The organism is Paludibacterium sp., from assembly GCF_019232825.1.
Taxonomy (GTDB): domain Bacteria; phylum Pseudomonadota; class Gammaproteobacteria; order Burkholderiales; family Chromobacteriaceae; genus Paludibacterium.
Genome location: NZ_JAFAND010000068.1, coordinates 21,678 through 45,249, shown reverse-complemented (window position 1 = coordinate 45,249; position 23,572 = coordinate 21,678). Strand labels below are relative to the sequence as shown.

The 23,572-nt window shown below is 62.9% G+C and carries 21 protein-coding genes and 1 tRNA gene; 12 read left to right on the top strand and 10 right to left on the bottom strand.

Annotated features, from left to right (window positions below; genetic code table 11):
• Nucleotides 1-149 precede the first annotated feature (149 nt).
• Complete coding sequence (locus JOZ06_RS08925; RefSeq protein WP_293231542.1) at nt 150-1,724, bottom strand: YdgA family protein; 1,575 nt, start codon at nt 1,722-1,724, stop codon at nt 150-152.
• 193 nt (nt 1,725-1,917) lie between these two features.
• Here JOZ06_RS08925 and JOZ06_RS08920 point away from each other — a divergent pair, with 193 nt between their 5' ends.
• The 3 genes from JOZ06_RS08920 (at nt 1,918) to JOZ06_RS08910 (ending at nt 4,797) form a co-directional block, all read left to right on the top strand.
• Entirely contained in the window at nt 1,918-3,108 is a 1,191-nt protein-coding gene (locus JOZ06_RS08920; RefSeq protein WP_293231540.1) for a fatty acid desaturase, read from the top strand.
• A gap of 123 nt (nt 3,109-3,231) precedes the next feature.
• Nucleotides 3,232-4,404 (top strand): PLP-dependent aspartate aminotransferase family protein, encoded by a 1,173-nt coding sequence (locus JOZ06_RS08915; RefSeq protein WP_293231537.1) that lies wholly within the window; start codon nt 3,232-3,234, stop codon nt 4,402-4,404.
• A gap of 45 nt (nt 4,405-4,449) precedes the next feature.
• On the top strand, nt 4,450-4,797 hold the full coding sequence (locus JOZ06_RS08910; protein WP_293231534.1) for a RidA family protein: 348 nt from the start codon (nt 4,450-4,452) through the stop codon (nt 4,795-4,797).
• Here the strand turns inward: JOZ06_RS08910 and JOZ06_RS08905 are convergent.
• The 9 genes from JOZ06_RS08905 to tgt all read right to left on the bottom strand — a co-directional run bounded on the left by JOZ06_RS08905 (nt 4,775) and on the right by tgt (nt 15,791).
• Nucleotides 4,775-7,393 carry a sulfotransferase gene (locus JOZ06_RS08905; RefSeq protein WP_293231533.1) on the bottom strand — a complete coding sequence of 873 codons (2,619 nt, stop codon included), beginning with the start codon at nt 7,391-7,393 and terminating at the stop codon, nt 4,775-4,777. The two genes, JOZ06_RS08910 and JOZ06_RS08905, sit on opposite strands and share 23 nt — an antisense overlap.
• Nucleotides 7,394-7,543: 150 nt before the next feature.
• The gene (locus JOZ06_RS08900) at nt 7,544-7,771 is read right to left on the bottom strand and encodes a hypothetical protein (protein ID WP_293231531.1); all 228 of its coding nucleotides are present in this window, start codon (nt 7,769-7,771) and stop codon (nt 7,544-7,546) included.
• Nucleotides 7,772-7,856: 85 nt separating this feature from the next.
• Entirely contained in the window at nt 7,857-8,831 is a 975-nt protein-coding gene (gene miaA / locus JOZ06_RS08895; protein WP_293231528.1) for a tRNA (adenosine(37)-N6)-dimethylallyltransferase MiaA, read from the bottom strand.
• On the bottom strand, nt 8,832-10,670 hold the full coding sequence (mutL, locus tag JOZ06_RS08890; protein WP_293231526.1) for a DNA mismatch repair endonuclease MutL: 1,839 nt from the start codon (nt 10,668-10,670) through the stop codon (nt 8,832-8,834).
• 2 nt (nt 10,671-10,672) lie between these two features.
• Nucleotides 10,673-11,311, bottom strand: a complete 639-nt coding sequence (locus JOZ06_RS08885) for a DedA family protein (RefSeq protein WP_293231524.1) — start codon at nt 11,309-11,311, stop codon at nt 10,673-10,675.
• 90 nt (nt 11,312-11,401) lie between these two features.
• The gene (gene secF / locus JOZ06_RS08880; RefSeq protein WP_293231522.1) at nt 11,402-12,337 is read right to left on the bottom strand and encodes a protein translocase subunit SecF; all 936 of its coding nucleotides are present in this window, start codon (nt 12,335-12,337) and stop codon (nt 11,402-11,404) included.
• An 11-nt stretch (nt 12,338-12,348) separates the two neighbouring features.
• Complete coding sequence (secD, locus tag JOZ06_RS08875; protein ID WP_293231519.1) at nt 12,349-14,166, bottom strand: protein translocase subunit SecD; 1,818 nt, start codon at nt 14,164-14,166, stop codon at nt 12,349-12,351.
• A 72-nt stretch (nt 14,167-14,238) separates the two neighbouring features.
• Nucleotides 14,239-14,565 (bottom strand): preprotein translocase subunit YajC, encoded by a 327-nt coding sequence (yajC, locus tag JOZ06_RS08870; RefSeq protein ID WP_293231517.1) that lies wholly within the window; start codon nt 14,563-14,565, stop codon nt 14,239-14,241.
• A 110-nt stretch (nt 14,566-14,675) separates the two neighbouring features.
• Nucleotides 14,676-15,791: a tRNA guanosine(34) transglycosylase Tgt gene (tgt, locus tag JOZ06_RS08865; RefSeq protein WP_293231514.1), complete on the bottom strand. Its 1,116-nt coding sequence runs from the start codon at nt 15,789-15,791 to the stop codon at nt 14,676-14,678.
• Nucleotides 15,792-15,917: 126 nt separating this feature from the next.
• Here tgt and JOZ06_RS08860 point away from each other — a divergent pair.
• The 9 genes from JOZ06_RS08860 to JOZ06_RS08820 all read left to right on the top strand — a co-directional run bounded on the left by JOZ06_RS08860 (nt 15,918) and on the right by JOZ06_RS08820 (nt 23,570).
• A tRNA-Val gene (locus tag JOZ06_RS08860) sits at nt 15,918-15,994 on the top strand.
• 187 nt (nt 15,995-16,181) lie between these two features.
• A complete protein-coding gene (thrS, locus tag JOZ06_RS08855; RefSeq protein ID WP_293231512.1) occupies nt 16,182-18,083 on the top strand; it encodes a threonine--tRNA ligase in 1,902 nt (633 codons plus the stop codon).
• Between the two features lie 42 nt (nt 18,084-18,125).
• Nucleotides 18,126-18,644: a translation initiation factor IF-3 gene (infC, locus tag JOZ06_RS08850; protein WP_293231545.1), complete on the top strand. Its 519-nt coding sequence runs from the start codon at nt 18,126-18,128 to the stop codon at nt 18,642-18,644.
• Between the two features lie 156 nt (nt 18,645-18,800).
• On the top strand, nt 18,801-18,998 hold the full coding sequence (gene rpmI, locus JOZ06_RS08845) for a 50S ribosomal protein L35 (RefSeq protein WP_215781997.1): 198 nt from the start codon (nt 18,801-18,803) through the stop codon (nt 18,996-18,998).
• Between the two features lie 11 nt (nt 18,999-19,009).
• Entirely contained in the window at nt 19,010-19,369 is a 360-nt protein-coding gene (gene rplT / locus JOZ06_RS08840; RefSeq protein WP_133680318.1) for a 50S ribosomal protein L20, read from the top strand.
• A 129-nt stretch (nt 19,370-19,498) separates the two neighbouring features.
• Entirely contained in the window at nt 19,499-20,482 is a 984-nt protein-coding gene (pheS, locus tag JOZ06_RS08835) for a phenylalanine--tRNA ligase subunit alpha (RefSeq protein ID WP_293231499.1), read from the top strand.
• A gap of 18 nt (nt 20,483-20,500) precedes the next feature.
• Complete coding sequence (gene pheT, locus JOZ06_RS08830; RefSeq protein ID WP_293231496.1) at nt 20,501-22,861, top strand: phenylalanine--tRNA ligase subunit beta; 2,361 nt, start codon at nt 20,501-20,503, stop codon at nt 22,859-22,861.
• Between the two features lie 66 nt (nt 22,862-22,927).
• Nucleotides 22,928-23,230, top strand: a complete 303-nt coding sequence (locus tag JOZ06_RS08825) for an integration host factor subunit alpha (protein ID WP_293231494.1) — start codon at nt 22,928-22,930, stop codon at nt 23,228-23,230.
• Nucleotides 23,211-23,570, top strand: a complete 360-nt coding sequence (locus JOZ06_RS08820; protein ID WP_293231492.1) for a MerR family transcriptional regulator — start codon at nt 23,211-23,213, stop codon at nt 23,568-23,570. Before JOZ06_RS08825 ends, JOZ06_RS08820 begins: the two co-directional genes overlap by 20 nt.
• Nucleotides 23,571-23,572 lie beyond the last annotated feature (2 nt).

Genomic DNA, 23,572 nt, shown 5'->3' with positions numbered 1-23,572 from the left:
TGGTTGAAGCGGATGCCGGCGGCGGTTTGTTCTCGCACCAACAGAAAACGGCCGTCGCGCTCGATCAGCGCCGCCACTGTCACGTGCGGTGTCCAGCGTTCCATCGCGGTGTTCCTCAACATGCAAAAAGGGGGCTCGCGCCCCCTTGATTATTGGCCGTTTCCAGCCGGACCGGCCGGATCGTCCTTTTCTTCCCAAGGCAGCGGCACGCGCTTGTCTCTCACGCGCAGCTCGCCGTCGTGATAGTCGATGCGGGTGCTCAACTGGCCGCCGTCGACGCGAATGTAGCCCTGGTCGGTCCACTGCGCCAATTGGTTGTCGAGCAGGTTCTTGGCCAAATCGTCGATTTCGTTCAGGTTCGGCTGATCCTCGGCGCTCTGATCGACGGTGAACAGGTTGCGCGCCTGGGTGACGACCAGGTTTTCCAGTGTTTGACGCGGCAGCGAAACGTCGGCATTGACCTGGAAACGTTTGAGCACGGTGATCGGGTCTTTCAAGTCCGCCTCGTGGAAGCCCTTGAGCGCCAGCTGCCCCTTGAGGGTGGCCTCGCCGCTCGGCATCTTCAGATAGAACTCGTTGACCACCAGACGGGGATCGTTTTCCAACAGCGGAATGCCGTACTTCTTGATGGTGCCGATGTAGCTCTTGCGCAGCGTGGCGGCGTCCATGCCCTCGATCGGCAGCTGGGCGATGGCCTGGTCGAGTTTGACGAGCGTGGGACCGTGCAGGTGGTTGGCCGACACGTCGAGCCGCATCGGGCCGTAGACCTGATCGTTATAGCTGAAGGTGTCGAAGCCCAGCTTGCCGCGCGAGTTGACGAACGGGTCTTCCTCCGAGGTGACGATCTGATAATGCAGCCCCTTGAGCGTGACGCTCGACGGCTTGAATTCGCCCGACGGATTGATGAATTCGCCCACGTGCATGCGCGTGAGCAGATAGACCAAGTCGTTGAGCTTGATGCTGTACGGGATGCTGTCCTTCCAGTTGAGCTGGACGTTGTTGACGGTCAGCTCGCTGGTGCCGAGTTTGACGCCGGTGACGCCGGGGCGGATGTCGGAGACGTAGCGCACGCCGTCGAAGTGCACGGTGCCCTTGCTGGCGGCTTCCAGCGAGAACGACGGCGAAACCGCCTCGGTCTGGTACTGCTTGAAGCCTTGCTGATAGTCGACGGTCAGGTTGAAGCCTTGCCATTTGACCTTCACGCCCGACAGCGCTTCTTCATAGTCGAAGTTCGGCACGTTGACCTTGAGCTCGCCGCCGCCGCCGAAACCCAGGCGATTGATCACGGTGATCGGCTCTTTGTCGCCGAAGAAGAGCGCCAGCGTCTTCTTGGTGCTTTCGCTCATGTCGAACTGCGTGGTCACCAGCGCGCGCGCCGGGCGCAGGTCGAAGCTGCCGAGTCCCGGCAAGGGACCGTGCTTGACCGTGTTGGTGAAACGGATGGTCGAGCCGAGCAGGGCGCGCACGTTATCCGGCAGCATGCCTTCGTACGGGCCGGTCAGCCGGCGGTTGAACACCAGTTCGGTGGTTTCCTGCGACGAGAACCAGCCACGGTCATAAGTGTGCGATTTGACCTTGAACAGCGGCAGGGTCGCCAGCATGCGGTGCTGTTCTTCCAGGGTTTCCTCGGCCTTGATGCCGGCCCAGTAAGCGGCGCCGCCATAAAGCACGAACAAGCCGCCCAGAATGGCCGCGGCGAAAGTCAGGCGTTGTTTTTGCAACACAGGATCTTTTCTGAAGTAAATGGGAACCAGGGGCTAATGGTACACCATGTGCGCCGCTGCAATGAACCCGCTTGTTCAAGCTTCTGACAAAACACGAGGTTTCTTTTATACTGCGCCGATAACGCTAAATAAAAATCATTCGCTGCTAACTTCAATTTGTCCATTTCACTCCAGTCCGAGGAACCAGACAAGCATGGCCGTATTCTTTCATGGTCTAACCGACCTGCCATGGTGGGGCTACGTGCTCGCCGCCCTGGCTTTGACGCATGTCACCATCGCTTCGGTGACGATTTTCCTGCATCGCCATCAGGCGCACCGCGCGCTCGATTTGCATCCGCTTATCAGCCATTTTTTCCGTTTCTGGCTGTGGCTGACCACCGGCATGGTCACCAAGGAATGGGCCGCCGTGCACCGCAAGCACCACGCGCGCTGCGAGAGCGGCGACGACCCGCATAGCCCGCAGGTGCGCGGCATCTGGACCGTGCTGTTCAAAGGCACCTGGCTGTACCGCGACGCCTGCGCCAACCGCGATGATATCGAAAAATTCGGCCACGCCACGCCGGACGATTGGATCGAGCGCAAGCTCTACGCCGCGCACAACGGCAAGGGCATCCTGCTGATGCTGGCCATCGACCTGGTGCTGTTCGGTCTGCCCGGCCTGTTGATCTGGGGCGTGCAGATGATCTGGATTCCGCTCTTCGCCGCCGGGGTGATCAATGGCGTTGGCCATTACTGGGGCTATCGCAATTTCGAGTGCGACGACGCGTCGACCAATATCGTGCCGTGGGGCATCCTGATCGGCGGCGAGGAACTGCACAACAACCACCATACCTTCGGCGCCTCGGCCAAGCTGTCCTATAAGTGGTTCGAGTTCGACATCGGCTGGATGTACATCCGCATCCTGTCGATGCTGGGTCTCGCGCGCGTGCGCAAAGTGGCGCCGAAGCTGCAATGCGCCGGCGCGACGCTCAACATCGATGCCGAGCGCTTGCAAGCGATCGTGGCCAACCGTTATGCGCTGGCCGCGCGCTTTGCCCGCGACCTGGCCCATGCCTGCCAAGATGAATTGGCGCGCGTGCGCGGCGCCTTGCCGGAGGTCCACGCGCCGGATTTGCCGGCCAAGTTCAAGCGCTGGCTGAAGCAGGAGTCGCAGCAGACCTCGGCGGCCGAGCGTGTCGAATTGGAGCAATTGCTGGCAAACAGCCCGCTGGTGGCCAAGGTGTATGCGATGCGCCAGGAGCTGAGCCGCGTTTGGCTGCGTTCCAATTTGACGCGCGAACAGCTGCTGCAGGAGCTGCATGACTGGTGCGTTCGCGCCGAGTCGAGCGGTATTGCCGCGTTGGAGCGTTTCGCCATCGATCTGCGCCGCGTGGCCGTCGCCTAAGCGCGGCTGTCAATCCGCTCCCGGGCCAGTGCTTGCACTGGCCTTTTTGTTCTTAGTTTTACAGGTTACATTCCTGTCGGTTATATTGTTTCCATTCGAAGAAAATCGCACAAAGGAAATGCCATGACCGACTTTCATACGCTGTCCGTGACCGCCGGGCTGCTGGCCGACCCGTTCGCCGATCCGTACGGCGCGGTGGTGCCGCCCATCTACGCCACCTCGACATATCGCCAATATGGACCGGGCGAGCATACCGGCTACGAATACTCCCGCTCGCAAAACCCGACGCGCCAACTGCTGGAACGCGCGGTGGCCGAGCTGGAAGGCGGCGCGCAGGGTTACGCCTTTGCCTCTGGACTCGCGGCGATCGCCACGGTGCTCGACCTGCTGCCGGCCGGCAGCCACATCGTCGCCGTCGACGACTTGTACGGCGGTACCTTCCGCCTATTCGAGCGGGTGCGTGGCGTCAGCGCCAATCTGTCGGTCAGCTATGTGCCGGCCGATGACTTGGCTGCCTTGGCCGCGGCGATCAAGCCCGAGACGCGGCTGCTTTGGGTGGAAACGCCCTCCAATCCGCTCAATAAGCTGGTCGATCTGGCCGCGGTGGGCAAGCTCGCGCGCGAGCGCGGCATCCTATCGGTGGTCGACAACACCTTCGCCTCGCCGGTGGTGCAGCGGCCGCTGGATCATGGCTTCGACATCGTCGTGCATTCGGCCACCAAATATTTGAACGGCCACTCCGACGTGGTGGCCGGCGTCGCGGTGGTCGGCAAGGACCGGCCCGAACTCGCGGAAAAACTGGCGTTTCTGCACAACGCCGCCGGGGCGGTGCTCGATCCGTTCCCCAGCTTCCTGGTGACGCGCGGCTTGCGCACGCTGGCCATGCGCATGGAGCGGCACAACGCCAACGCGCTGGCCTTGGCGCGCTGGCTGGAAACGCAGCCGATGGTGGAGGGCGTGCTGTACGCCGGGCTGGAAAGCCATCCGCAGTATGAACTGGCGCGCCGTCAGATGCAGGGCTTCGGCGGCGTGGTGTCGTTCTACCTCAAGGGCGGCGAGGCGGCGGTGCGCCGTTTTCTGCAACCGCTCAAGTTGTTCACGCTGGCTGAAAGCCTGGGGGGTGTGGAGAGCTTGGTGTGCCATCCGGCGACCATGACGCACGCGGCGGTGCCGGTCGAACATCGGCAAAAGATCGGTTTGACCGATAACCTGTTGCGGTTGTCGGTCGGCGTCGAAGGGTTGGAGGATCTGCGCCGCGATTTGGCGGCGGGTTTGGCGAGTACCGCGTCGGCGTAATGACGTTAGAATGAACCGGCAATCTCTTTGACTTAGGAGCGAAGCGTGACGATTTACCGCCATCAACCGGGTCCCCGCCTGTCCGAGGCTGTTGTGACCAATGGGCTGATTTTTCTGGCCGGGCAAGTGCCGCGCGACACCAGCGTCGACGCCACGGCGCAGACCGCCGACGTGCTGGCGCAGATCGATGCGCTATTGGCGGAGCTTGGCAGCGACAAGAGCAAGATCGTCGATGCCACGATCTTTTTGGCCGACCTGGCCGATTACGGCGCCATGAATGCCGCTTGGGATGCCTGGGTGCTCGCCGGCCAAACGCCGTCGCGCGCCACCGTGCAGGCCAAGCTGGCCGATCCGGCGTGGAAAGTGGAAATCAAGCTGGTGGCGGCGCGCTGACGCTTGTGGTCCAAGCCGCTTCCTGCTCGGCCAAGAGCGTCCGCATGGGCTCAAGCCAAGGCGCGAATGGCCGCCAGCGGCCCACCGAGCTGCGATACAACGGCCGCCGCACCTGGTTCTGACTCGCGGTGAGCACCAGGCGCGGCACCTGATGAAAACGTAGGCAGTCGTCGTGCCAGGGCAGCCCGAGGAAATCCAGCATGCGGCCGATCTCGGCTTGGGGGGCTTCCAGTAGCGTTTCATAGCGCACCGTCAACATTCGCCCCGGTGGCAGCACGTGTTCCCAGTGACGCATCAATTGCCGGTAGCGTAGATAGCGGCCGGCCAGCGCCGTTTGATCGGTGCTGTAGCCATGGCCGACGCGGAACGGCGTCGTAAAGCAGGAGAAGCAGGTATCCAGCGGCGAGCGCTCGCAATGGATGATGCGTGCCTGCGGCCACAGCAAGGCAATCAGACCGAGGTGGAAAAAATTCTCCGGCATCTTGTCGCTGATCAGCGGTGCGTCCGGCGCTAGGCGCCACAAACGCCGCAGATAGTCCTGGCTTAAGGTGTGCAGCGATTCGAGGCAGGCAGAGTCGGTGGGCGAGGCGTGCAATAACTCGGATGCCTGCGCCGCGATCGGGTTCATCAGCAGGCTCTCGCCCGCGCCATACATGCCGGGGTGGGCGGCCAGGATCTGCTCGACCAAGGTGGAGCCGGAGCGCGGCATGCCGACGATGAATACCGGCACCCGTTTGCTATCCGCTTGCGCCGCCAACGCGCTCGCCCATTTGGCGAACAGCGCTTCGTCGTAAAAGCGGGCGATGGTGTCGAACAACTGCTGATCCTGTTGCGCATCGAATGGCTGCAGCCGCGCCAAGAGGGCATTACCCTCGGCATAGGCGGCGAAAGCCGCCGCCGCGTCGCCGCCGATTTCCCGCGCTTTTCCCAACGCCAAACTGAATCTGGCCCGTACCGGCAACGCCCAGCGGGCCCGTTGCGCGTACAGTGTCTCGACGCTGGCCAAACGGGGGTCGTTCGCGCTGAGCGACAGCATGATCATGATAGAGGACAGTATTTGCGGCGAGTCGGGCGCCAGCGCCAAGGCGCGATCGACGCTCGCTTCCGCCTGCGCGCGCTGCCCCTGCATCATCTGAAAATCCGCGAGATACACGTGATAGTGGGCCGCCGCAGGGCTCGTCGAGATCGCCTGACGCAAGTAGCTCTCCGCCTGTGCGGGGTCGTTCAAATCGGCCCGTACGATGCCGAGGTTGGCCAGCGTTTCGCCATCCTGCGGTTGCAACGCCAGCGCTTGCCGTAGCGGGGCCTCGGCCTCCTCGGTGCGTTCCTGCATGCGCAGCGCCCTCGACAGCAAATTGAGCGCCACGACATCGTCCGGCCGCTGCGCCAACGCTTGGCGCAGGATGTTTTCCGCCTCGGCCGGCCGGGCCAGATCCAGGAGTTGCGAGCCCAGATCCAGTAGGAGCGGATACCGGCCAGGCGCCAGCGCCAACGCGCGCGCATAGGATACGAACGCGTGCTGTTCTCGTGCGGTTTGGCACATCAGCCAGGCATGCAACCGGCAGGCCTGCACATCGAGCGGCCAGCGCGACAGAGTCTCCGTCAGGACCGGTTCCGCCTGTTCGAACTCGCCCAGGTTGAGTTGAGTGGCGACCAGGTTGAGGGCGATGCTGGCTTCTTCCGGCGCCAGGGCGCGCGCGCGTTGCAATGCCGCCACTGCCTCGGGGAGCCGGCCTTGATCGCGCAGCACGCAGCCTAGATTGTTCCATCCCAGCGCGAAGTGGGGATGGCTTGCCAGCAATTGCTCCAGCAGCAGGGCGGCCTCTTCGTGCCGTTCCTGGCGGCGCAGGGTATTGCTTAGATTATTCTGTGCCTCCGGCGACTGAGGCCGCAGGCGTAGTGCCTGCCGAAAACATGCCTCGGCATCGTCCAGTGAATCCATGCTGTTGAGCACGCTGCCGAGATTCAAATGGATGCTTGCCGCCTCCGGCCGCAACTGCAGCGCCCGCGTCAGGCATTGCCGCGCTTCCGCTAGCCGGTCGGTCTGGCGGAACAGGTTGCCGAGGTTGTTCCAGGGTTCCGGGTCGTTCTCCTGCGTGGCCAATGCTTGCTGCATGGCTACTTGGGCACAGTGACGCAGGCCTAGGCGCAAGCATAGCGCGCCGAGCAACTTCCAACCGAACACGTCGCGCGGGTGCGCCTGGCATAAAGCGAGGGTGTCCGGCAGCAGCGTGTGGTCGCCGTTGGCGTTGTATCGGGCCAGAAGTTGGTCGCATCGGCGCAGCAATGCCGCGCTAGGCGGCGCGGCGCGCGTGGGCCGCGTACGAGGTGGATTGAATTGGCCGGCTCGGCGGAAATGGTCGGTCAAGAGCGCGCGCATGCCATGCCCTGGATTGGCCGACAGCCAGTCAAGGGCCGTTGCTTGAGCCCCCGATTGTGCCAGCGCTTCGATCCAGGCCAGCCGGCAGCACTCTTCGTTGGGCGCTGCCGCGCTTGCCGTCGCCAGATCATGCAGTGCCAGTTCGGGCAGACCCTGCCGCAGTCTCAGTATGCCGCGTGCAAAGGGGGTTTCCGCTTGGTTTTCTGGCTCAGACATATAACGCACAACTCCATTGCTTGGGGGACAGCGCCATCTCGGCTCCGCATTGTCCCTGGGCATGTGATGGCAAACCATGGGCGATTTGCATCAATTAATGAACAAGTATTTCGTTAGCGCGTTGAAGGGAGTTGCCGTCGTCATGGCCGGCTAGAAGAGGGGCAGGGCAAACACCTTGAGAAGCAGCGCGGCGAATCCCGCCGCCAGCACGCCGATGATTCCGCGCAAGACGCGCATCTGACGCCTCAGTCCTCTCATCTCGTACTCGACCCGCCCAAGGACCTCCGCCAGGGCGCTTGCCTCGGCCTGGGCTTGTTTGGTGGGCACGCCGCCGGACTTCAGCCGATTGACGAACCGTTTTGTATCGAAAGTTAACATCGTGATGGCACCCTCCTTACGCTCAAAGTAGCGAGGGAGCATAAGGAGGGTTCGGCGGTCGCGGCAAGGCCGCGCGGCAGTTGGGTCAGTATTGGCCGTCGTAGAGCAGGCCGGCGGGGAGCGTCTGGTCGGTAAGAAACGCCTCGCACAGCGCGCGCGCGCGCCGACCGGCGTCCGGCTCCTGCGCGTTGAGCGGCAGTACGTCGAGCGAGCGCATCCACGTGAGCTGGCGCTTGCATAGCTGGCGCGTGGCGGCGATGCCGCGTTCGATCATCTCGTCGTAGCCGCAGCCGCCGTCGAGGTATTCCCAGGCTTGGCGGTAGCCGACGCAGCGCATCGACGGCAGTCCTGGCGTGAGCGCGGGGTATTGGCGGCGCAGCGCCGTGACCTCGTCGAGAAAACCGGCATCCAGCATCTGGCGGAAGCGCAGCGCGATGCGCTCGTGCAGCCAGCGCCGCTCGGCCGGCGCCAGGGCCAGGTTGAGCGAGCGCCAGCGGCGCTCGGGCACCGCCTTGTCCTGGAACAGCTCGGACATCGGCCGTCCGGCGATGAGGCAGACCTCCAGCGCGCGTTGAATACGCTGCGCATCGTTCGGCTGTAGCCGCGCGGCGGTTACCGGATCGAGTCGTGCCAGGCGGGCATGCAGCGCCGGCCAGCCCTGAAGGGCGGCCTCCTGATCCAATTGGGCGCGCAGGGCCGGGTCGGCTTGCGGCAGTTCGGACAAGCCTTCCAGCAGTGCCTTGTAGTACAACATGGTGCCGCCGGCCAACAGCGGAATGTTGCCGCGGGCATGAATCTCGTCGATCAGCCGTTCGGCGTCGGCGCGAAATTGCGCGGCGGAGTAGCTGTCGAGCGGGTCGATGATGTCGATCAGATGGTGCGGGCAGGCGGCCTGCTCCGCCGCGCTCGGTTTGGCGGTGCCGATATCCATGCCGCGATACACCAGCGCCGAGTCGACGCTGACGATCTCGATCGGGAAATGGCGCGCGAGCTCAAGCGCCAGCGCGGTCTTGCCGCTGGCGGTCGGTCCCATCAACAACAGCACGTCAATGGGCTTCACTTATTGGCCCCGCATGAACAGTTCGTCGAGTTGCTTCATCGTCAGGCGCGACCAGGTCGGGCGGCCATGGTTGCATTGGCCGGAGCGCTCGGTGGCTTCCATGTCGCGCAACAGCGCGTTCATCTCGGTCAGCGTCAACTGGCGGTTGGCGCGGACCGCGCCATGACAGGCCATGGTGGCCAGCAGCTCGTTGCGCCGTTCGGTCATGACGCGCGTCAGGCCGAATTCGCGCACGTCGGCCAGCACCGCGCGCGCCAGGTCGACCGCGTTGCCGTCCTTCAACCACAGCGGCACGGCGCGAATGGCGATCTGCGTCGGCGACAGCGCGGCGAGCTCCAGGCCGAGACGCATCAAGCCTTCCTTATGCTCTTCCACCGTGGCGACTTCCTGCGCGCTGGCGCCGAACGAAACCGGCAGCAGCAGCGGCTGGGTGGGGATGCCCTCCTGGTCGAGTGCGCTCTTCAGCTGCTCGTAGACGATGCGCTCGTGCGCGGCGTGCATGTCGACCACGATCAAGCCATCCTGGCATTGCGACAGGATGTAGACGCCGTGCAGCTGCGCCAGCGCGAAGCCCAGCGGCGGAATGCCGTCGTCGCTCGGCGGCAACGCCGGCTGCGATAGGCCGGTTGAACCCAGGTCGATGGCGGGCGCGAGCGCGCGCTCTTCCTCGCGCACGCCGGCAAACAGTTTGTGGTAGACCGTTTGCGCCTCGGCGCCGACCGAGAGCGGCATGCTCTGCTGTACGTATACTTGGCCGCGCGCCGGCGGCATGGCGGCCCGCGCGGCGAAGGCGGGCGCCGCCGCCGAAACGGTCTGCCCGGGGGCGTCGGCCAGCGCCTCGGCGCGGTTGCCGGCGCTGCCGGACAAGGTCTTGTTCAGACTGTGGAACAAAAACTGGTGGATCGCCTGCGATTCGCGGAAACGCACCTCGATCTTGGTCGGATGCACGTTGACGTCGACCGCGGCCGGATCGATGGTCAAAAACAGCACGTAGGCCGGAAAGCGCTCGTGGTGCAACACGTCGCGGTAGGCCTGGCGCAGCGCGTGCTGCGCGGTTTTCTCGCGCACGAAGCGGCCGTTGACGTAGAAGTACTGGTCGTCGCGGCTGGCTTTGGAAAACGTCGGGTCGGCGATGAACCCGGCGAGCTGCAGCGGGCCCGCCACGTTGTCGACCGGCAGCGACGCCTGGATGAAGTCTTGCCCCAACAGCGCCGCCACGCGCTCGGCGCGGCTTTGCTGCGGCAGGCGCCAGACGACCTTGCCGTTGTGACGCAGGATGAACTCCACGTCCGGACGGGCCAGGGCGATGCGCTCGAATACCGCGGCGCAGTGGGCGTACTCGGTATTGTCGGACTTGAGAAACTTGCGCCGCGCCGGGGTGTTGAAATACAGATCGACCGCCTCGACGCTGGTGCCGGGGGCGTGCGCCGCCGGCTCGACCGGGTGCAGACGGCCGTCGATGGCCAGAATCTGGTGTGCGTGCGCGGCGTCGCGTGGTCGGCTGATCAGCGTCAGACGCGACACGGAGGCGATACTGGCCAATCCTTCGCCGCGAAACCCCAGGGTGTCGACCTGCTCCAAGTCGTCGAGCGAGGCGATCTTGCTGGTGGCGTGGCGGTCGAGCGCCAGCGGCAGGTCGTCGGCGGCGATGCCGCCGCCGTTGTCGGTGACGCGGATCAGCTTGATGCCGCCTTGGGCCAGATCGACGGCGATCTTGTCGGCGCCGGCATCCAGGCTATTTTCCAGCAACTCCTTCAGCGCCGAGGCCGGACGCTCCACCACCTCGCCGGCGGCGATCTGGTTGACCAGATGATCGGGCAGCCTGCGGATCGGCCGCATGATCACGCCCCCTTGCGATGACGCCAAGCGGCGATAACGGCCGGCAGAAACGACACCACGATGATGCCGAGCACCAGCAGTTCCAGGTTGTGGCGGATGATCGGGATGTTACCGAACAGGTAGCCCGCCAGGCAGAACAGACCGACCCACAGCGCGCTGCCGATGACGTTGAACGCGGTGAAGCGGATGAGCGGCATTTCGCCGATGCCGGCCACGAACGGCGCGAAGGTGCGGATGATCGGCATGAAGCGGGCGAAGATCAGCGTCTTGCCGCCGTGCTTCTGATAGAACGCGTGTGTGCGGTCCAGATAGGCGCGACGGAAGATTTTCGAATTCGGGTTGGCGAACAGCTTATGGCCGAAGAAACGGCCGATCAGGTAATTGACCTGGTTGCCGAGAATGGCGGCCACGGCCAGCGCGCCCATCAGCGTGGCCAGGCTCATGTTGCCGGTGGCGGCCAAGGTGCCGGCCACGAACAACAGCGAGTCGCCGGGCAGGAACGGCGCGACCACCAGGCCGGTTTCGCTGAAGATGATGGCGAACAGGATCAGGTAGATCAGCTGGCCGTAGGCGGCGACAAGCGGCGGCAAATGCTGGTCGATGTGCAGAATGAAGTCGATCAGAAAGGTGACGTAATGCATGAAGGGCAGAGCTCCACTCGGACCGAGGAATCGATAGTGTAAAAGAAAAACTGGCCGGTGCGGAGGCACCGGCCAGTATCGCGGAAGCGGTTAGACCACCGCTTCCTGTTTTTGCTTCGGCGGCTTGACCAGGTTTTCGCGCGATACGCCCAGCCACAGCACGATCGGACTCGCCACCAGAACCGACGAGTAGATACCGAACAGAATGCCGATGGTCAGCGCGGTGGCGAAGCCGTGCAGCGCCGGGCCGCCGAACAGCAGCATCGCCAGCACCATGGTTTCGGTCGAACCGTGGGTGATGATGGTCCGGCTCATCGTCGCGGTAATGGCGTTGTCGATGATCTCGGCAACCGTGTGGTTGCGCATGCCGGCCTTGCGGAAGTTTTCACGGATCCGGTCGAACACCACCACCGACTCGTTCACCGAGTAGCCCAGCACCGCCAGCACGCCGGCCAGCACCGTCAGCGAGAACTCCCAACGGAACAGCGCGAAGCAGCCGAGAATGATCACCACGTCGTGCATGTTGGCGATGATGGCCGACACGGCGAAGCGCCATTCGAAACGCAGCGCCAGGTAGAGCATGATGCCGAGGCAGACGATGCCCACCGCGGTCAGACCGTGCTGGACCAGTTCCTCGCCCACCTGCGGGCCGACGAAATCGACCCGGCGCAGTTCGACCGGCTGACCGCTTTGTTTCAGCGCGGTCAGCACTTCGTTCGACAGCTGTGCCGACGACTTGGATTTCAGGTTGGGCAGACGGATCATCACGTCGCGCGAGCTGCCGAGCGTCTGGATCGTCGATTCGCCTAGCTTGAGCCCGTCGACGCGGGTACGCACGTCGGCGAGGTCGGCGGCTTGCTGGTACTGCACCTCCATCACCGTGCCGCCGGTGAATTCGACGCTGTAGTTCAGCCCGCGGGTGATCAGGAAAAACACGGCCAGGATGAAGGTCACCAGCGAAATCGCGGTGGTGATCCGGCCGTAGCTCATGAACGGAATATCTTTTTTGAAATGTAAAATTTCCATGTCCGGGCCCCTTACACCGAAAGCGAGTTGATGCGGCGACGGCGGCCGTACCACAGGTTGACGAGACCGCGCGACACCAGCACCGCCGAGAACATCGAGGTCATGATGCCGAGGCAGTGCACGACGGCGAAGCCGCGTATCGGGCCGGAGCCGAAGATCAACAGCGCGAGGCCGGCGATCAGCGTGGTGATGTTGGAGTCGAGAATCGTCGCCCAGGCGTGCTCGTAGCCTGCCTGGATCGCCGAATGCGGCGGCATGCCGTTGCGCAGCTCTTCACGCACGCGTTCGTTGATCAGCACGTTGGAGTCGATCGCCATGCCGAGCGCCAGCGCGATGGCGGCGATACCCGGCAGGGTCAGCGTGGCCTGGATCATCGACAGCAGCGCCACCAGCATGAACAGGTTGACCCCGAGCGAGATCGCCGAGATCAGACCGAACACGCGGTAGTAGATCAGCATGAACACCGCGATGGCGGCAAAGCCCCACATGGTGGAGTGGAAGCCCTTGTCGATGTTTTCCTTGCCCAGGCTCGGGCCGATGGTGCGTTCCTCGATGATGTTCATCGGCGCGGCCAGCGAGCCCGCGCGCAGCAGCAGCGCCACGTCGCGCGCTTCAGCCGGGCTCATGCTGCCCGAGATCTGCACGCGGCCGCCGCCGATTTCGGTGCGGATCACCGGCGCGGTCACCACTTCGGAGCGGTTCTTTTCCACCAGGATCATCGCCATGCGCTTGCCGACGTTTTCGGCGGTCACTTGGCGGAAGATCTCGGCGCCGGTCGAGTCGAGATTGATGTTGACCGACGGCGCGCCGTTCTCGTCGAAGCCCGGTTGGGCGTCGTTGATGTTGTCGCCGGTCAGTTCGACGTCTTTCTTGACCAGGATCTTGTCGGTGCCGTTGGCGGAGGTTTCGTCCATCAGGTCGTAGCCGGCCGGCACGTTGCCTGCCATGGCGGCGCTGACCTTGGCTTGGTCGTCCTCGACCATGCGCACTTCCAGCGTGTCGGTACGGCCGAGAATGTCCTTGGCCTTGGCGGTGTCCTGCACGCCCGGCAGCTCGACCACGATGCGGTTCGGACCGGATTGCTGGATGATCGGCTCGGCCACGCCCAGCTCGTTGACACGGTTGTGCAGCGTGGTGATGTTTTGCTTGACCGCGTCGCTTTGGATGCGGGTCATTTCATCCGGCGACAGGCTCAGAATCAGCTTGAAGCTCGTATTGTCGCGGGTTTGGGTCAGCGAGGTCAGGTTGCGCGACACCACATCGGAAGCGGCCGCCAGCGTGTCTTGGTCGCGTAGCTGGATCTCGATGGTGTTGCCGATGTGCTTGACGCCGCCGTAGCGCACGTCCTTCTTCTTCAACGCGCGGCGGATGTCGCCGGCGTAGCGTTCCATGGTCTTGTCGACCGCGGCCTTCATGTCGACTTCGAGCATGAAGTGCACGCCGCCGCGCAAGTCGAGGCCGAGGAACATCGGGTAGGCCTTCAGTCGCGCGAGCCAGTCCGGCGAGGCCGGCAGCAGGTTGAGCGCGATGATGTAGCTTTCGCCCAGCTCGTGCTCGATGGCGTCGCGCGCCTTGATTTGGGTGTCCGGATCGTGGAAACGCACCTTCAGGCTGTTGTTGTCGAGCAGCATGCCGTCCGGGGCGATGCCCTGGGCGCGCAGCGCGCCTTCGACGCGGCCCATCAGCGCGGCGTCGACCGGGATCGATTCACGCGAGCTGGAGACTTGAACGGCCGGCGTTTCACCATAGAAATTGGGCAGGGTGTAGATCGTCGCAATGACGAGTGCCACCGCGATGATGATGTACTTCCAGAGTGGGTAGCGATTCATGTGCGTGGTTCGGCGGAAATGTGAACAGGCCCTGCCCGCGAGGCGGGCAGGGGCCGTAGTCCCTCTCGATGCTTACAGGGACTTGATCGTGCCTTTTTCCAGCTTGCCGGTGATGGCGGCGCGGGCGACTTGAATTTCGACGCCTTCGGCGATTTCCAGCGTGGCGTATTGGTCGGACAGCTTGGTGACGCGGCCGGCGAAACCGCCTTGGGTCATCACTTCATCCCCCTTGCTCAGGGCGGCCAACATTTGCTTGGTTTCCTTGGCCTTCTTTTGCTGCGGGCGGATCAAGAGCAGATAGAACAGCGCGAAGATGACGATCATCGGCAGGAACTGCATGATCGGCGACTCGGCGCCAGTCGCGCCGCCAGCAGCAAACGCGGAAGAAATCAGAAACATTGTTGAAACTCCTGGTAAAGGGTGTATTCGCAAACCGGTCATTGTAGCCAGCACGCGCGGCTTTTCCAACCGTTATGCTACGGGGCGAGCGCGCTTTGACCGGCCTATCCTCATTTAGTGCCGCGGGCGCGCTTGGCAGCGAACTCGGCGCGGAAGTCCTCGAAGCGGTCGGCTTCGATCGACGCGCGGATTTCGCGCATCAGCTGCTGGTAGTAATGCAGGTTGTGAATCGTGTTGAGCCGCGCGCCCAGAATTTCGCCCACACGGTGCAGATGGTGCAGGTAGGCGCGGCTGAAATGGCGGCAGGTATAGCACTCGCACGCCTCGTCCAGCGGACGGGTGTCTTGCTTGTGGCTCGCGTTCTTGATCTTGATGTCGCCCCACTGGGTGAACAGCCAGCCGTTGCGCGCATTGCGCGTCGGCATCACGCAGTCGAACATGTCGACGCCGTGCGCCACGCCGTAGACCAGATCTTCCGGGGTGCCCACGCCCATCAGGTAGTGCGGCTTGTCGGCGGGCAGCATCGGCTGCATCACCTTGAGCATGCGCTCCATCTCTTCCTTGGGCTCGCCCACCGACAGGCCGCCGATGGCGATGCCGTCGAAGCCGATGTTCATCAGTTCGCGCAGCGATTCCTCGCGCAAGTCGTTGTACATCGAGCCTTGGATGATGCCGAAGAGCGCGTTGGGGTTCTTCAGGTCGTCGAAGGCGCGGCGCGAGCGCTCGGCCCAGCGCAGGCTCATGCGCATCGATGCGGCGGCGGTGTCGTAGTCGGCCGGGAAGGGCGTGCACTCGTCGAAGATCATGACGATGTCGGAGTTGAGCACGCGCTGAATCTTCATCGATACTTCCGGCGACAGGAAGCAGCGGTCGCCGTTGACCGGGCTTTGGAAGGTGCAGCCTTCCTCGGTCAATTTGCGCAGGTCGCCCAGGCTGAATACCTGGAAGCCGCCCGAGTCGGTAAGGATCGGCTTGTCCCAACCGATGAAGCTGTGCAGTCCGCCGAATTGCTCGATCACCTCCAGGCCGGGACGCAGCCATAGATGGAACGTATTGCCGAGAATGATCTGGGCGCCGATCTCGTTGAGTTCCAGCGGACTCATGGCCTTGACCGAGCCATAGGTGCCGACCGGCTGGAACACGGGCGTCTCGACGGTGCCGTGATTGAGTTCCAGCGTGCCGCGGCGCGCGCCGCCGGAGGTTTTGTGAACGGTGAACTTGAGCATTGGCGAACTTCAGTGATTCAAAAAATAGGCCGCCAGTATACCCGATGATGGTCGAATTCGCGTTTTATTCACGTCAAGAGGCTTGCACGATGGGTCAACTGTCGTTACTATTGCCACCTCAGCGTTAGGCACGTAGCTCAGTTGGTTAGAGCACCACCTTGACATGGTGGGGGTCGTTGGTTCGAATCCAATCGTGCCTACCAAGACAGAATTCCGAGGGAAGTTTCATCATGAAGATGATGTGGGTGGCACGAACTACCACAACCGGTTTCTCGCACTAGTCGAGCCACTGGTTGTTCCCGATCGAAACAAGAAGTGCGGCTCGAATGCCGCACTTTTTTTTTACCCGCGGCATCCGGGGCAAATAAAACCCGACTACTGGAGTTAATCATGCCTGACATTCGCCTGCCTGACGGTTCCATTCGCTCATTTGCGCAACCGGTGACGGTTCGTGACGTGGCCGCCGATATCGGCGCCGGTCTCGCGCGCGCTGCGCTTGCCGGCCGCGTCGATGGTCGTATGGTCGATACCTCCTATCTGATCGAGGGCGACGCCGACTTGGCGATCATCACCGACCGCGACGCAGATGGCTTGGAGATCATCCGTCACTCGACCGCCCACTTGCTGGCCTACGCGGTCAAGGAACTGTTCCCCGAGGCGCAGGTGACCATCGGGCCGGCGATTGAAAACGGCTTTTACTACGACTTCAGCTACAAGCGCCCGTTTACCCCGGAAGACCTGGTCACCATCGAGAAGAAGATGGGCGAACTGGCCAAGAAGGATATCCCGGTAGAGCGTTACACGCTGCCGCGCGACGAGGCCGTCGCCTACTTCAAGTCGATCGGCGAGCACTACAAGGCCGAGATCATCGCCTCGATTCCGCAGGGCGAGGAAGTGTCGCTGTACCGCGAGGGCGGCTTTACCGACCTGTGCCGCGGCCCGCACGTGCCGTCCACCGGTAAGCTCAAGGTATTCAAGCTGATGAAGGTGGCCGGCGCCTACTGGCGCGGCGACAGCAAGAACGAGATGCTGCAGCGCGTGTACGGCACCGCCTGGGCCAAGAAGGAAGACCTCGACGCCTACCTGTTCATGCTGGAAGAGGCGGAAAAGCGCGACCACCGCAAACTCGGCACCCAGCTCGACCTGTTCCATTTGCAGGACGAGGCGCCGGGCATGGTGTTCTGGCACCCGAAGGGCTGGCAGTTGTGGCAGAACGTCGAGCAATACATGCGGGCTAAGCTGTTGAAGGAAAACTACCGCGAAGTGCGCACGCCGATGATGATGGACGTGAGCCTGTGGGAGCGTTCCGGCCATGCCGCCAACTACCGCGAGAACATGTTCGTCACCGAGTCGGAAAAGCGTGACTACGCGGTCAAGCCGATGAATTGCCCGGGCCACATCCAGATCTTCAACAGCGCTTTGCGCTCGTACCGCGATCTGCCGCTGCGCTACGCCGAATTCGGCTCCTGCCACCGCAACGAGCCGTCGGGCGCGCTGCACGGCATCATGCGCGTGCGCGGCTTCGTGCAGGACGATGGCCATATCTTCTGCACTGAAGAGCAAATCAACCAGGAGGCCAAGGATTTCCACCGCCTGGTGATGGAAGTGTACGAACGCTTCGGCTTCGACAAGGTGGCGATCAAGCTGGCGCTGCGTCCCGATAAGCGCATCGGCGCCGAAGAGGTGTGGGACCGTGCCGAGCACGGTATGCGCGAAGCGCTGCGCGCCTGCGGCGTCGAGTGGGAAGAGCTGCCGGGCGAGGGCGCCTTCTATGGCCCGAAGATCGAATACCACATCAAGGACGCGCTCGGCCGTTCGTGGCAGTGCGGCACGCTGCAGCTCGACTTCATGCTGCCGGAGCGCTTGGACGCCGAATATGTGGCTGACGACAATAGCCGTAAGCGTCCGGTGATGTTGCACCGCGCGGCGCTGGGCTCGCTCGAGCGCTTCCTCGGCATCCTGATCGAAAACCACGCCGGCGCTTTCCCGCTGTGGCTTGCGCCGGTGCAGATCGTGATCATGAATATCACCGAAGCGCAAAGCGACTACGCGTCGCAGGTTGCGGAAACGCTGAAGAAACAAGGGTTCCGCGTAGAACTCGACTTGAGAAACGAGAAGATCAGCTATAAAATCCGCGAGCACAGCCTGCAAAAGTTGCCGTATCAGGTGATTGTCGGCGACAAGGAGAAGGCTGGCGGTTTGGTTGCCGTGCGCGCGCGGGGCGAGGATCTCGGTCAGTTGACCGTCGATGATTTCGTTGCCCGCCTGCGGGCTGAGATGCCTGCGGATTAAGCGCCGCGGCAAGCGTCATGAAACTTTTGAAGGAGAGCGGACATAGCTCAGGAACGTGAAGCGCGGATCAACGGCGAAATTACCGCCCGTGAAATCCGCCTGGTAGGTATTGAGGGCGAAGCAATCGGCATCGTGAGTTTGCGTGAGGCGATGGCGATGGCGGAAGAGAATGACATCGATCTGGTGGAAATCTCGCCGACCGCGCAGCCGCCGGTGTGCAAGCTGATGGACTACGGCAAGTTCAAGTACGAACAGTCGAAGAAACGTCACGAAGCCAAGCAGAAGCAAAAGCAGATTCAGGTTAAGGAAATCAAGTTCCGCCCCGGGACCGATGATGGTGACTACCAGGTCAAGCTGCGTAACCTGATCCGCTTTCTGACCGAAGGTGACAAGGCAAAAATCACCTTGCGGTTCCGTGGACGCGAAATGGCGCACCAGGATATCGGTTTGGCGTTGTTGAAGCGCGTCGAGGCCGATCTGGCCGAAGTCGGGGTGGTCGAGCAGTTCCCCCGCCTGGAAGGCCGGCAAATGGTTATGATGATCTCCCCGAAAAAGAAATAATCGGGTATAATCATCGGTTTGACGCGGCGGAGTCTCTCCGCCGGGTTATTTTGCGGCATGCAAGTGCCGCATAAAAAAAGCGTGGCGTAGCGGTTTCAAGTGCCTGAGAGGGCCACCCTGCGCCGGATTTATACAATATCGCAGGAGTTTTTTTCCATGCCGAAAATGAAGACCAAGTCGAGCGCCAAAAAGCGTCTCAACGTTTTGGGCGGCGGCGGTGTAAAGCGTTCCATGGCTTTCAAGCGTCACATCCTGACTAAGAAAACCACCAAGAACAAGCGCCAATTGCGCGGCACGACCATGGTTGATGCCACCAATATGGCTTCTGTTCGCGCTATGCTGCCCTACGCTTAAGGAGTTGAAACATGCCTCGTGTTAAACGCGGTGTTACCGCTCGCGCTCGTCACAAAAAGATTCTCGCCCTTGCCAAGGGCTATCGCGGCCGTCGCAAGAACGTCTATCGCATCGCCAAACAGGCGGTGATGAAGGCCGGCCAGTACGCTTATCGCGACCGTCGTCAGAAAAAGCGTCAGTTCCGCCAACTGTGGATCACCCGTATCAACGCCGCTGCGCGTCTGTCGGGCCTGAGCTACAGCAAGTTCATGAACGGTCTGAAGAAGGCTTCGATCGAAATCGACCGTAAGGTCCTGGCTGACCTGGCCGTGTTCGACAAGCCGGCTTTTGCCCAGATCGTTGAAAAGGCTAAAGCAAGCCTCGCTGCTTAAGCCCCAGACGGTTAAAAGGGAGGCATACGATGCCTCCCTTTTTTTTACCCAGCCCGCCGAGAAGTTTGACCCGACCCGCCGCGTGATGGCGCGTGTGGCCAGCCTTCTTACGCATACGGTGTGAGATCCATGAAAAATGTGAACGATATTCTCGAATCCGGCCTGGCGGCGGTTGCCGCCACGGCCGACCTGATCGAACTGGAACAGGTCAAGGCGCGCTTTCTCGGCAAGAGCGGCGAGCTGACCGAACTCCTCAAGCAGCTGGGCCAACTGCCGGCGGAAGAGCGCAAAGCGGCCGGCGCTACCATCAACGCCGCCAAGCAAACTTTCGAAGCCCGCCACAACGAGCGCCGCGACGCGCTCAACGCCGAAAAGCTGGCGCGCCAGCTACAGGCCGACGCGCTCGACGTTACCCTGCCGGGCCGCGGCGGCGCCACCGGCGGCTTGCACCCGGTGACCCTGACCCTGCAACGCATCACCGAACTCTTCGCCAGCATCGGTTTTGCCGTGGCCGACGGCCCGGAAATCGAAAACGATTTCCACAATTTTCAAGCGTTGAACATTCCGGAGAACCACCCGGCGCGCGCGATGCAGGACACCTTCTACGTCGAGGGCGGCGACGTGCTGCGCACGCACACCTCGCCGATCCAAGTGCGCTACATGCTGAACAACCAGCCGCCGATCAAGATCGTGGCCCCGGGCCGGGTATTCCGCGTCGACTCCGACGCGACGCACTCGCCGATGTTCCACCAGATGGAAGGCCTGTGGGTGGACGAGGGCGTCAGCTTCGCCGACTTGAAGGCGGTGATGATCGACTTCCTGCGCCGCTTCTTCGAACGCGACGACCTGCAAGTGCGCTTCCGTCCGTCGTTCTTCCCGTTTACCGAACCGTCGGCCGAAGTCGACGTGCTGGGCGAGCGCGGCTGGCTGGAAGTAGGCGGCTGCGGCATGGTGCATCCGAATGTGCTGAAGAACGTCGGCATCGATCCGGAGAAATACACCGGCTTCGCCTTCGGCATCGGCATCGACCGCTTCGCCATGCTGCGCTACGGCGTCAACGATTTGCGGCTGTTCTTCGAGAACGATCTCAACTTCCTCAAACAATTCAACTGAGCGCGGCGGAGAATCACTATGCAATTTTCGGAACAATGGCTGCGTAGCTGGGTCAATCCGTCCCTCTCCAGCGAACAACTGTCTTATTTGCTGACCATGGCCGGGCTGGAGGTGGAAGACACCGTGCCGGCCGCGCCGGCCTTCAGCGGCGTGGTGGTGGCCGAGGTCAAGGAAGTGGCCCCGCACCCCAACGCCGATCGCCTGCGCGTGACCAAGGTCGATGCCGGCACCGGCGAACTGATCCAGATCGTCTGTGGCGCGCCCAACGTCGCCGTCGGCCTCAAGGTGCCGTGTGCGCTGCCGGGCGCCGAATTGCCGGGCGACTTCAAGATCAAGCCGACCAAGATGCGCGGCGAAGCCTCCAACGGCATGCTGTGCTCCGGCCGCGAGCTGGGCGTGCCCGACGACGTCGACGGCCTGCTGGTGCTGCCGGCGGACGCCCCGGTGGGAACCAGCATCCGCGACTATCTGTCGCTGGACGACACGCTGTTCACGCTGAAGATCACCCCCAACCGCGCCGACTGCCTGTCGATGCGCGGTATTGCGCGCGAAGTGGCCGCGCTGACCGGCGAAGCGCTCAAGCCGGTGGCCATCTCCCCGGTCAAGCCGGCGCACGACGAAACCGTGGCGGTGCGCATCGACGCGCAAGACGGCTGTGGCCGTTACGTCGGCCGCAAGATCACCGGCATCAACGCCGCCGCCAAGACCCCGGATTGGATGAAGCAGCGCCTGGAGCGCGCCGGCTTGCGCGCGATCTCTGCCGTGGTCGACATCACCAACTACATCCTGCTCGAACAGGGGCAGCCGATGCACGCCTTCAATGCCGACGCCATCCAGGGCGGCATCCACGTGCGCCAGGCGCGCGCGGGCGAGCAGCTGCTGTGCCTGAACGACAAGACCGTGACGCTCGACGCCGATTTCATGGTCATCGCCGACGATAGCGGCGCGCTGGCGATCGCCGGCATCATGGGCGGCCAGCCGAGCAGCGTCGATACCGCCACGCAAAACATTTTCCTGGAAAGCGCCTTCTTCGCGCCCGAGGCCATCGCCGGCCGCGCGCGCAAGCTGGGCTTCGGCTCCGATTCGTCCTACCGCTATGAACGCGGCGTCGACTACCAGCTGCAGCACGCCGCCATCGAGCGCGCCACGCGCCTGGTGCTGGACATCTGCGGCGGCAGTGCCGGCCCGGTCAAGGAAACTACCGGCAAACTGCCGGCCGCGCACGGCGTGCGCGTGCGCACCGAGCGCGTCAACCGCGTGCTGGGCATCCAACTGCACGCCGAAGGCATCGCCACCATCCTGCGCCGCCTGGGGCTCGATTTCACCGCGCTGCCGGACGGCTTTGCCGTCGACGTGCCGTCGTTCCGCTTCGACCTGGCGATCGAGGAAGACCTGATCGAGGAAATCGCCCGCGTGCATGGCTACGACGCCATCGGCGCCGACGTGCCGCGGTCCGGCCAACGCATGCTGCCGCTGCCGGAAGAGCGCCGCCCGCGCGAAGACCTGCGCCTGCGCGTCGCCGCGCGCGACTATCAAGAAATCATCTCCTACGCCTTCGTCGACGAAGCATGGGAGCGGGACCTGGCCGGCAACGCCGATCCGGTGCGCCTGATCAACCCGATCGCCGCGCAGATGAGCGTGATGCGCTCGACGCTGTTCGGCGGCCTGATCAATACCCTGGCCGGTAACCTTAACCGCAAACAGCCGCGCGTGCGCCTGTTCGAAATTGCCCGTGTGTTCAAGAAGCAGGGCGATGACGTCGCGCAGCCGGAGAAGCTGGCCATGTTGGCCTGGGGTACCCGCCAGCCGGAACAGTGGGGCGCCAAGACCGAGCGCGTCGACTTCTTCGACCTCAAGGGCGACGTCGAGGCGCTGCTGCATCCGCATCAAGCCAGCTTCCGCAAGGCGACGCACCCGGCGCTGCATCCGGGCCGCTGCGCCGAGATCGTCGTCGACGGCCAGGCTGTCGGCGTGATCGGCGAACTGCACCCGCAGTGGGTGCAAGCCTACGATCTGCCCAACGCCCCGGTGCTGGCGGAAATCGACTTGGCCGTATTGACCCGCACCGAGCGCATCACCGCGCGCACGGTGAGCAAGTTCCAGGCGGTGCGCCGCGATTTGGCGCTGCTGGTCGACGATAGCGTCGAGGTCGGCGCCTTGCTGCAGACCTTCGCCGATGCTTCGTCGCCGATCGTTCAGCAAGTGGCGCTGTTCGACGTTTATCGCGGCGCCGGTGTGGAAGCGGGCAAGAAGAGCCTGGCGTTCGGCATCCAACTGCAAGATCCGGCCAAGACCTTGACCGATGAAGAGATCGAAAACGCGGTGGGACAGCTGTTGATCGCGGTCAGTGAACGGCACGGCGCGCAACTGCGACTTTGATCTTGGTGCTTGCAGCGTATCAAGCGATATGTAATATTTTCACGTTGTTGTTTATGAGGGGTAGTCATGACTTTAACCAAAGCCGAGCTGGCCGACCTGCTGTTCGATAAGGTGGGCTTGAACAAGCGAGAGGCTAAGGACATGGTCGAGGCGTTTTTCGAAGAGATTCGCACCGCGCTTGAGTCCGGGGACAGCGTTAAACTGTCCGGTTTCGGTAATTTTCAGCTGCGCGACAAGCCGCAGCGTCCTGGACGCAACCCCAAGACGGGTGAGGAAATTCCTATCACCGCCCGCCGTGTGGTAACGTTCCATGCAAGCCAGAAACTCAAGGGAATGGTTGAGAAGCACCATGCCGACAAGCAAGGCTGAACTACCGCCGATTCCGGCCAAACGCTACTTCACCATCGGTGAGGTCAGCGAATTGGCCGGCGTCAAAACCCATGTGCTGCGCTACTGGGAGCAGGAGTTTTCCCAACTGCGCCAGGTCAAGCGCCGCGGCAACCGCCGCTACTACCAGCACCACGAAGTGCTGCTGGTGCGGCGCATCCGCGAGCTCTTGTACGACGACGGCTTCACCATCCAGGGGGCGCGCCAGCGCCTGGGCCAGGATGGCGAAGCGCGCGAGCCGATCACCGCGCAAGGCGTGCGCGCCGAGCTGCAATCCATCCTAGATTTTTTGGACGCGGGGATTGGCAAAACCGCGTCCTGACT

Excerpts from the sequence above, each read along its gene's own strand:
- yajC (WP_293231517.1), bottom strand. The coding sequence starts at position 14,565 with ATGTTTCTGATTTCTTCCGCGTTTGCTGCTGGCGGCGCGACTGGCGCC.
- thrS (WP_293231512.1), top strand. The coding sequence starts at position 16,182 with ATGCCTGACATTCGCCTGCCTGACGGTTCCATTCGCTCATTTGCGCAA.
- rplT (WP_133680318.1), top strand. The coding sequence starts at position 19,010 with ATGCCTCGTGTTAAACGCGGTGTTACCGCTCGCGCTCGTCACAAAAAG.
- pheT (WP_293231496.1), top strand. The coding sequence starts at position 20,501 with ATGCAATTTTCGGAACAATGGCTGCGTAGCTGGGTCAATCCGTCCCTC.
- JOZ06_RS08905 (WP_293231533.1), bottom strand. The coding sequence starts at position 7,393 with ATGTCTGAGCCAGAAAACCAAGCGGAAACCCCCTTTGCACGCGGCATA.
- rpmI (WP_215781997.1), top strand. The coding sequence starts at position 18,801 with ATGCCGAAAATGAAGACCAAGTCGAGCGCCAAAAAGCGTCTCAACGTT.
- tgt (WP_293231514.1), bottom strand. The coding sequence starts at position 15,791 with ATGCTCAAGTTCACCGTTCACAAAACCTCCGGCGGCGCGCGCCGCGGC.
- pheS (WP_293231499.1), top strand. The coding sequence starts at position 19,499 with ATGAAAAATGTGAACGATATTCTCGAATCCGGCCTGGCGGCGGTTGCC.
- JOZ06_RS08915 (WP_293231537.1), top strand. The coding sequence starts at position 3,232 with ATGACCGACTTTCATACGCTGTCCGTGACCGCCGGGCTGCTGGCCGAC.
- secF (WP_293231522.1), bottom strand. The coding sequence starts at position 12,337 with ATGGAAATTTTACATTTCAAAAAAGATATTCCGTTCATGAGCTACGGC.
- JOZ06_RS08885 (WP_293231524.1), bottom strand. The coding sequence starts at position 11,311 with ATGCATTACGTCACCTTTCTGATCGACTTCATTCTGCACATCGACCAG.
- secD (WP_293231519.1), bottom strand. The coding sequence starts at position 14,166 with ATGAATCGCTACCCACTCTGGAAGTACATCATCATCGCGGTGGCACTC.
- JOZ06_RS08825 (WP_293231494.1), top strand. The coding sequence starts at position 22,928 with ATGACTTTAACCAAAGCCGAGCTGGCCGACCTGCTGTTCGATAAGGTG.
- JOZ06_RS08820 (WP_293231492.1), top strand. The coding sequence starts at position 23,211 with ATGCCGACAAGCAAGGCTGAACTACCGCCGATTCCGGCCAAACGCTAC.
- JOZ06_RS08920 (WP_293231540.1), top strand. The coding sequence starts at position 1,918 with ATGGCCGTATTCTTTCATGGTCTAACCGACCTGCCATGGTGGGGCTAC.
- JOZ06_RS08900 (WP_293231531.1), bottom strand. The coding sequence starts at position 7,771 with ATGTTAACTTTCGATACAAAACGGTTCGTCAATCGGCTGAAGTCCGGC.
- mutL (WP_293231526.1), bottom strand. The coding sequence starts at position 10,670 with ATGCGGCCGATCCGCAGGCTGCCCGATCATCTGGTCAACCAGATCGCC.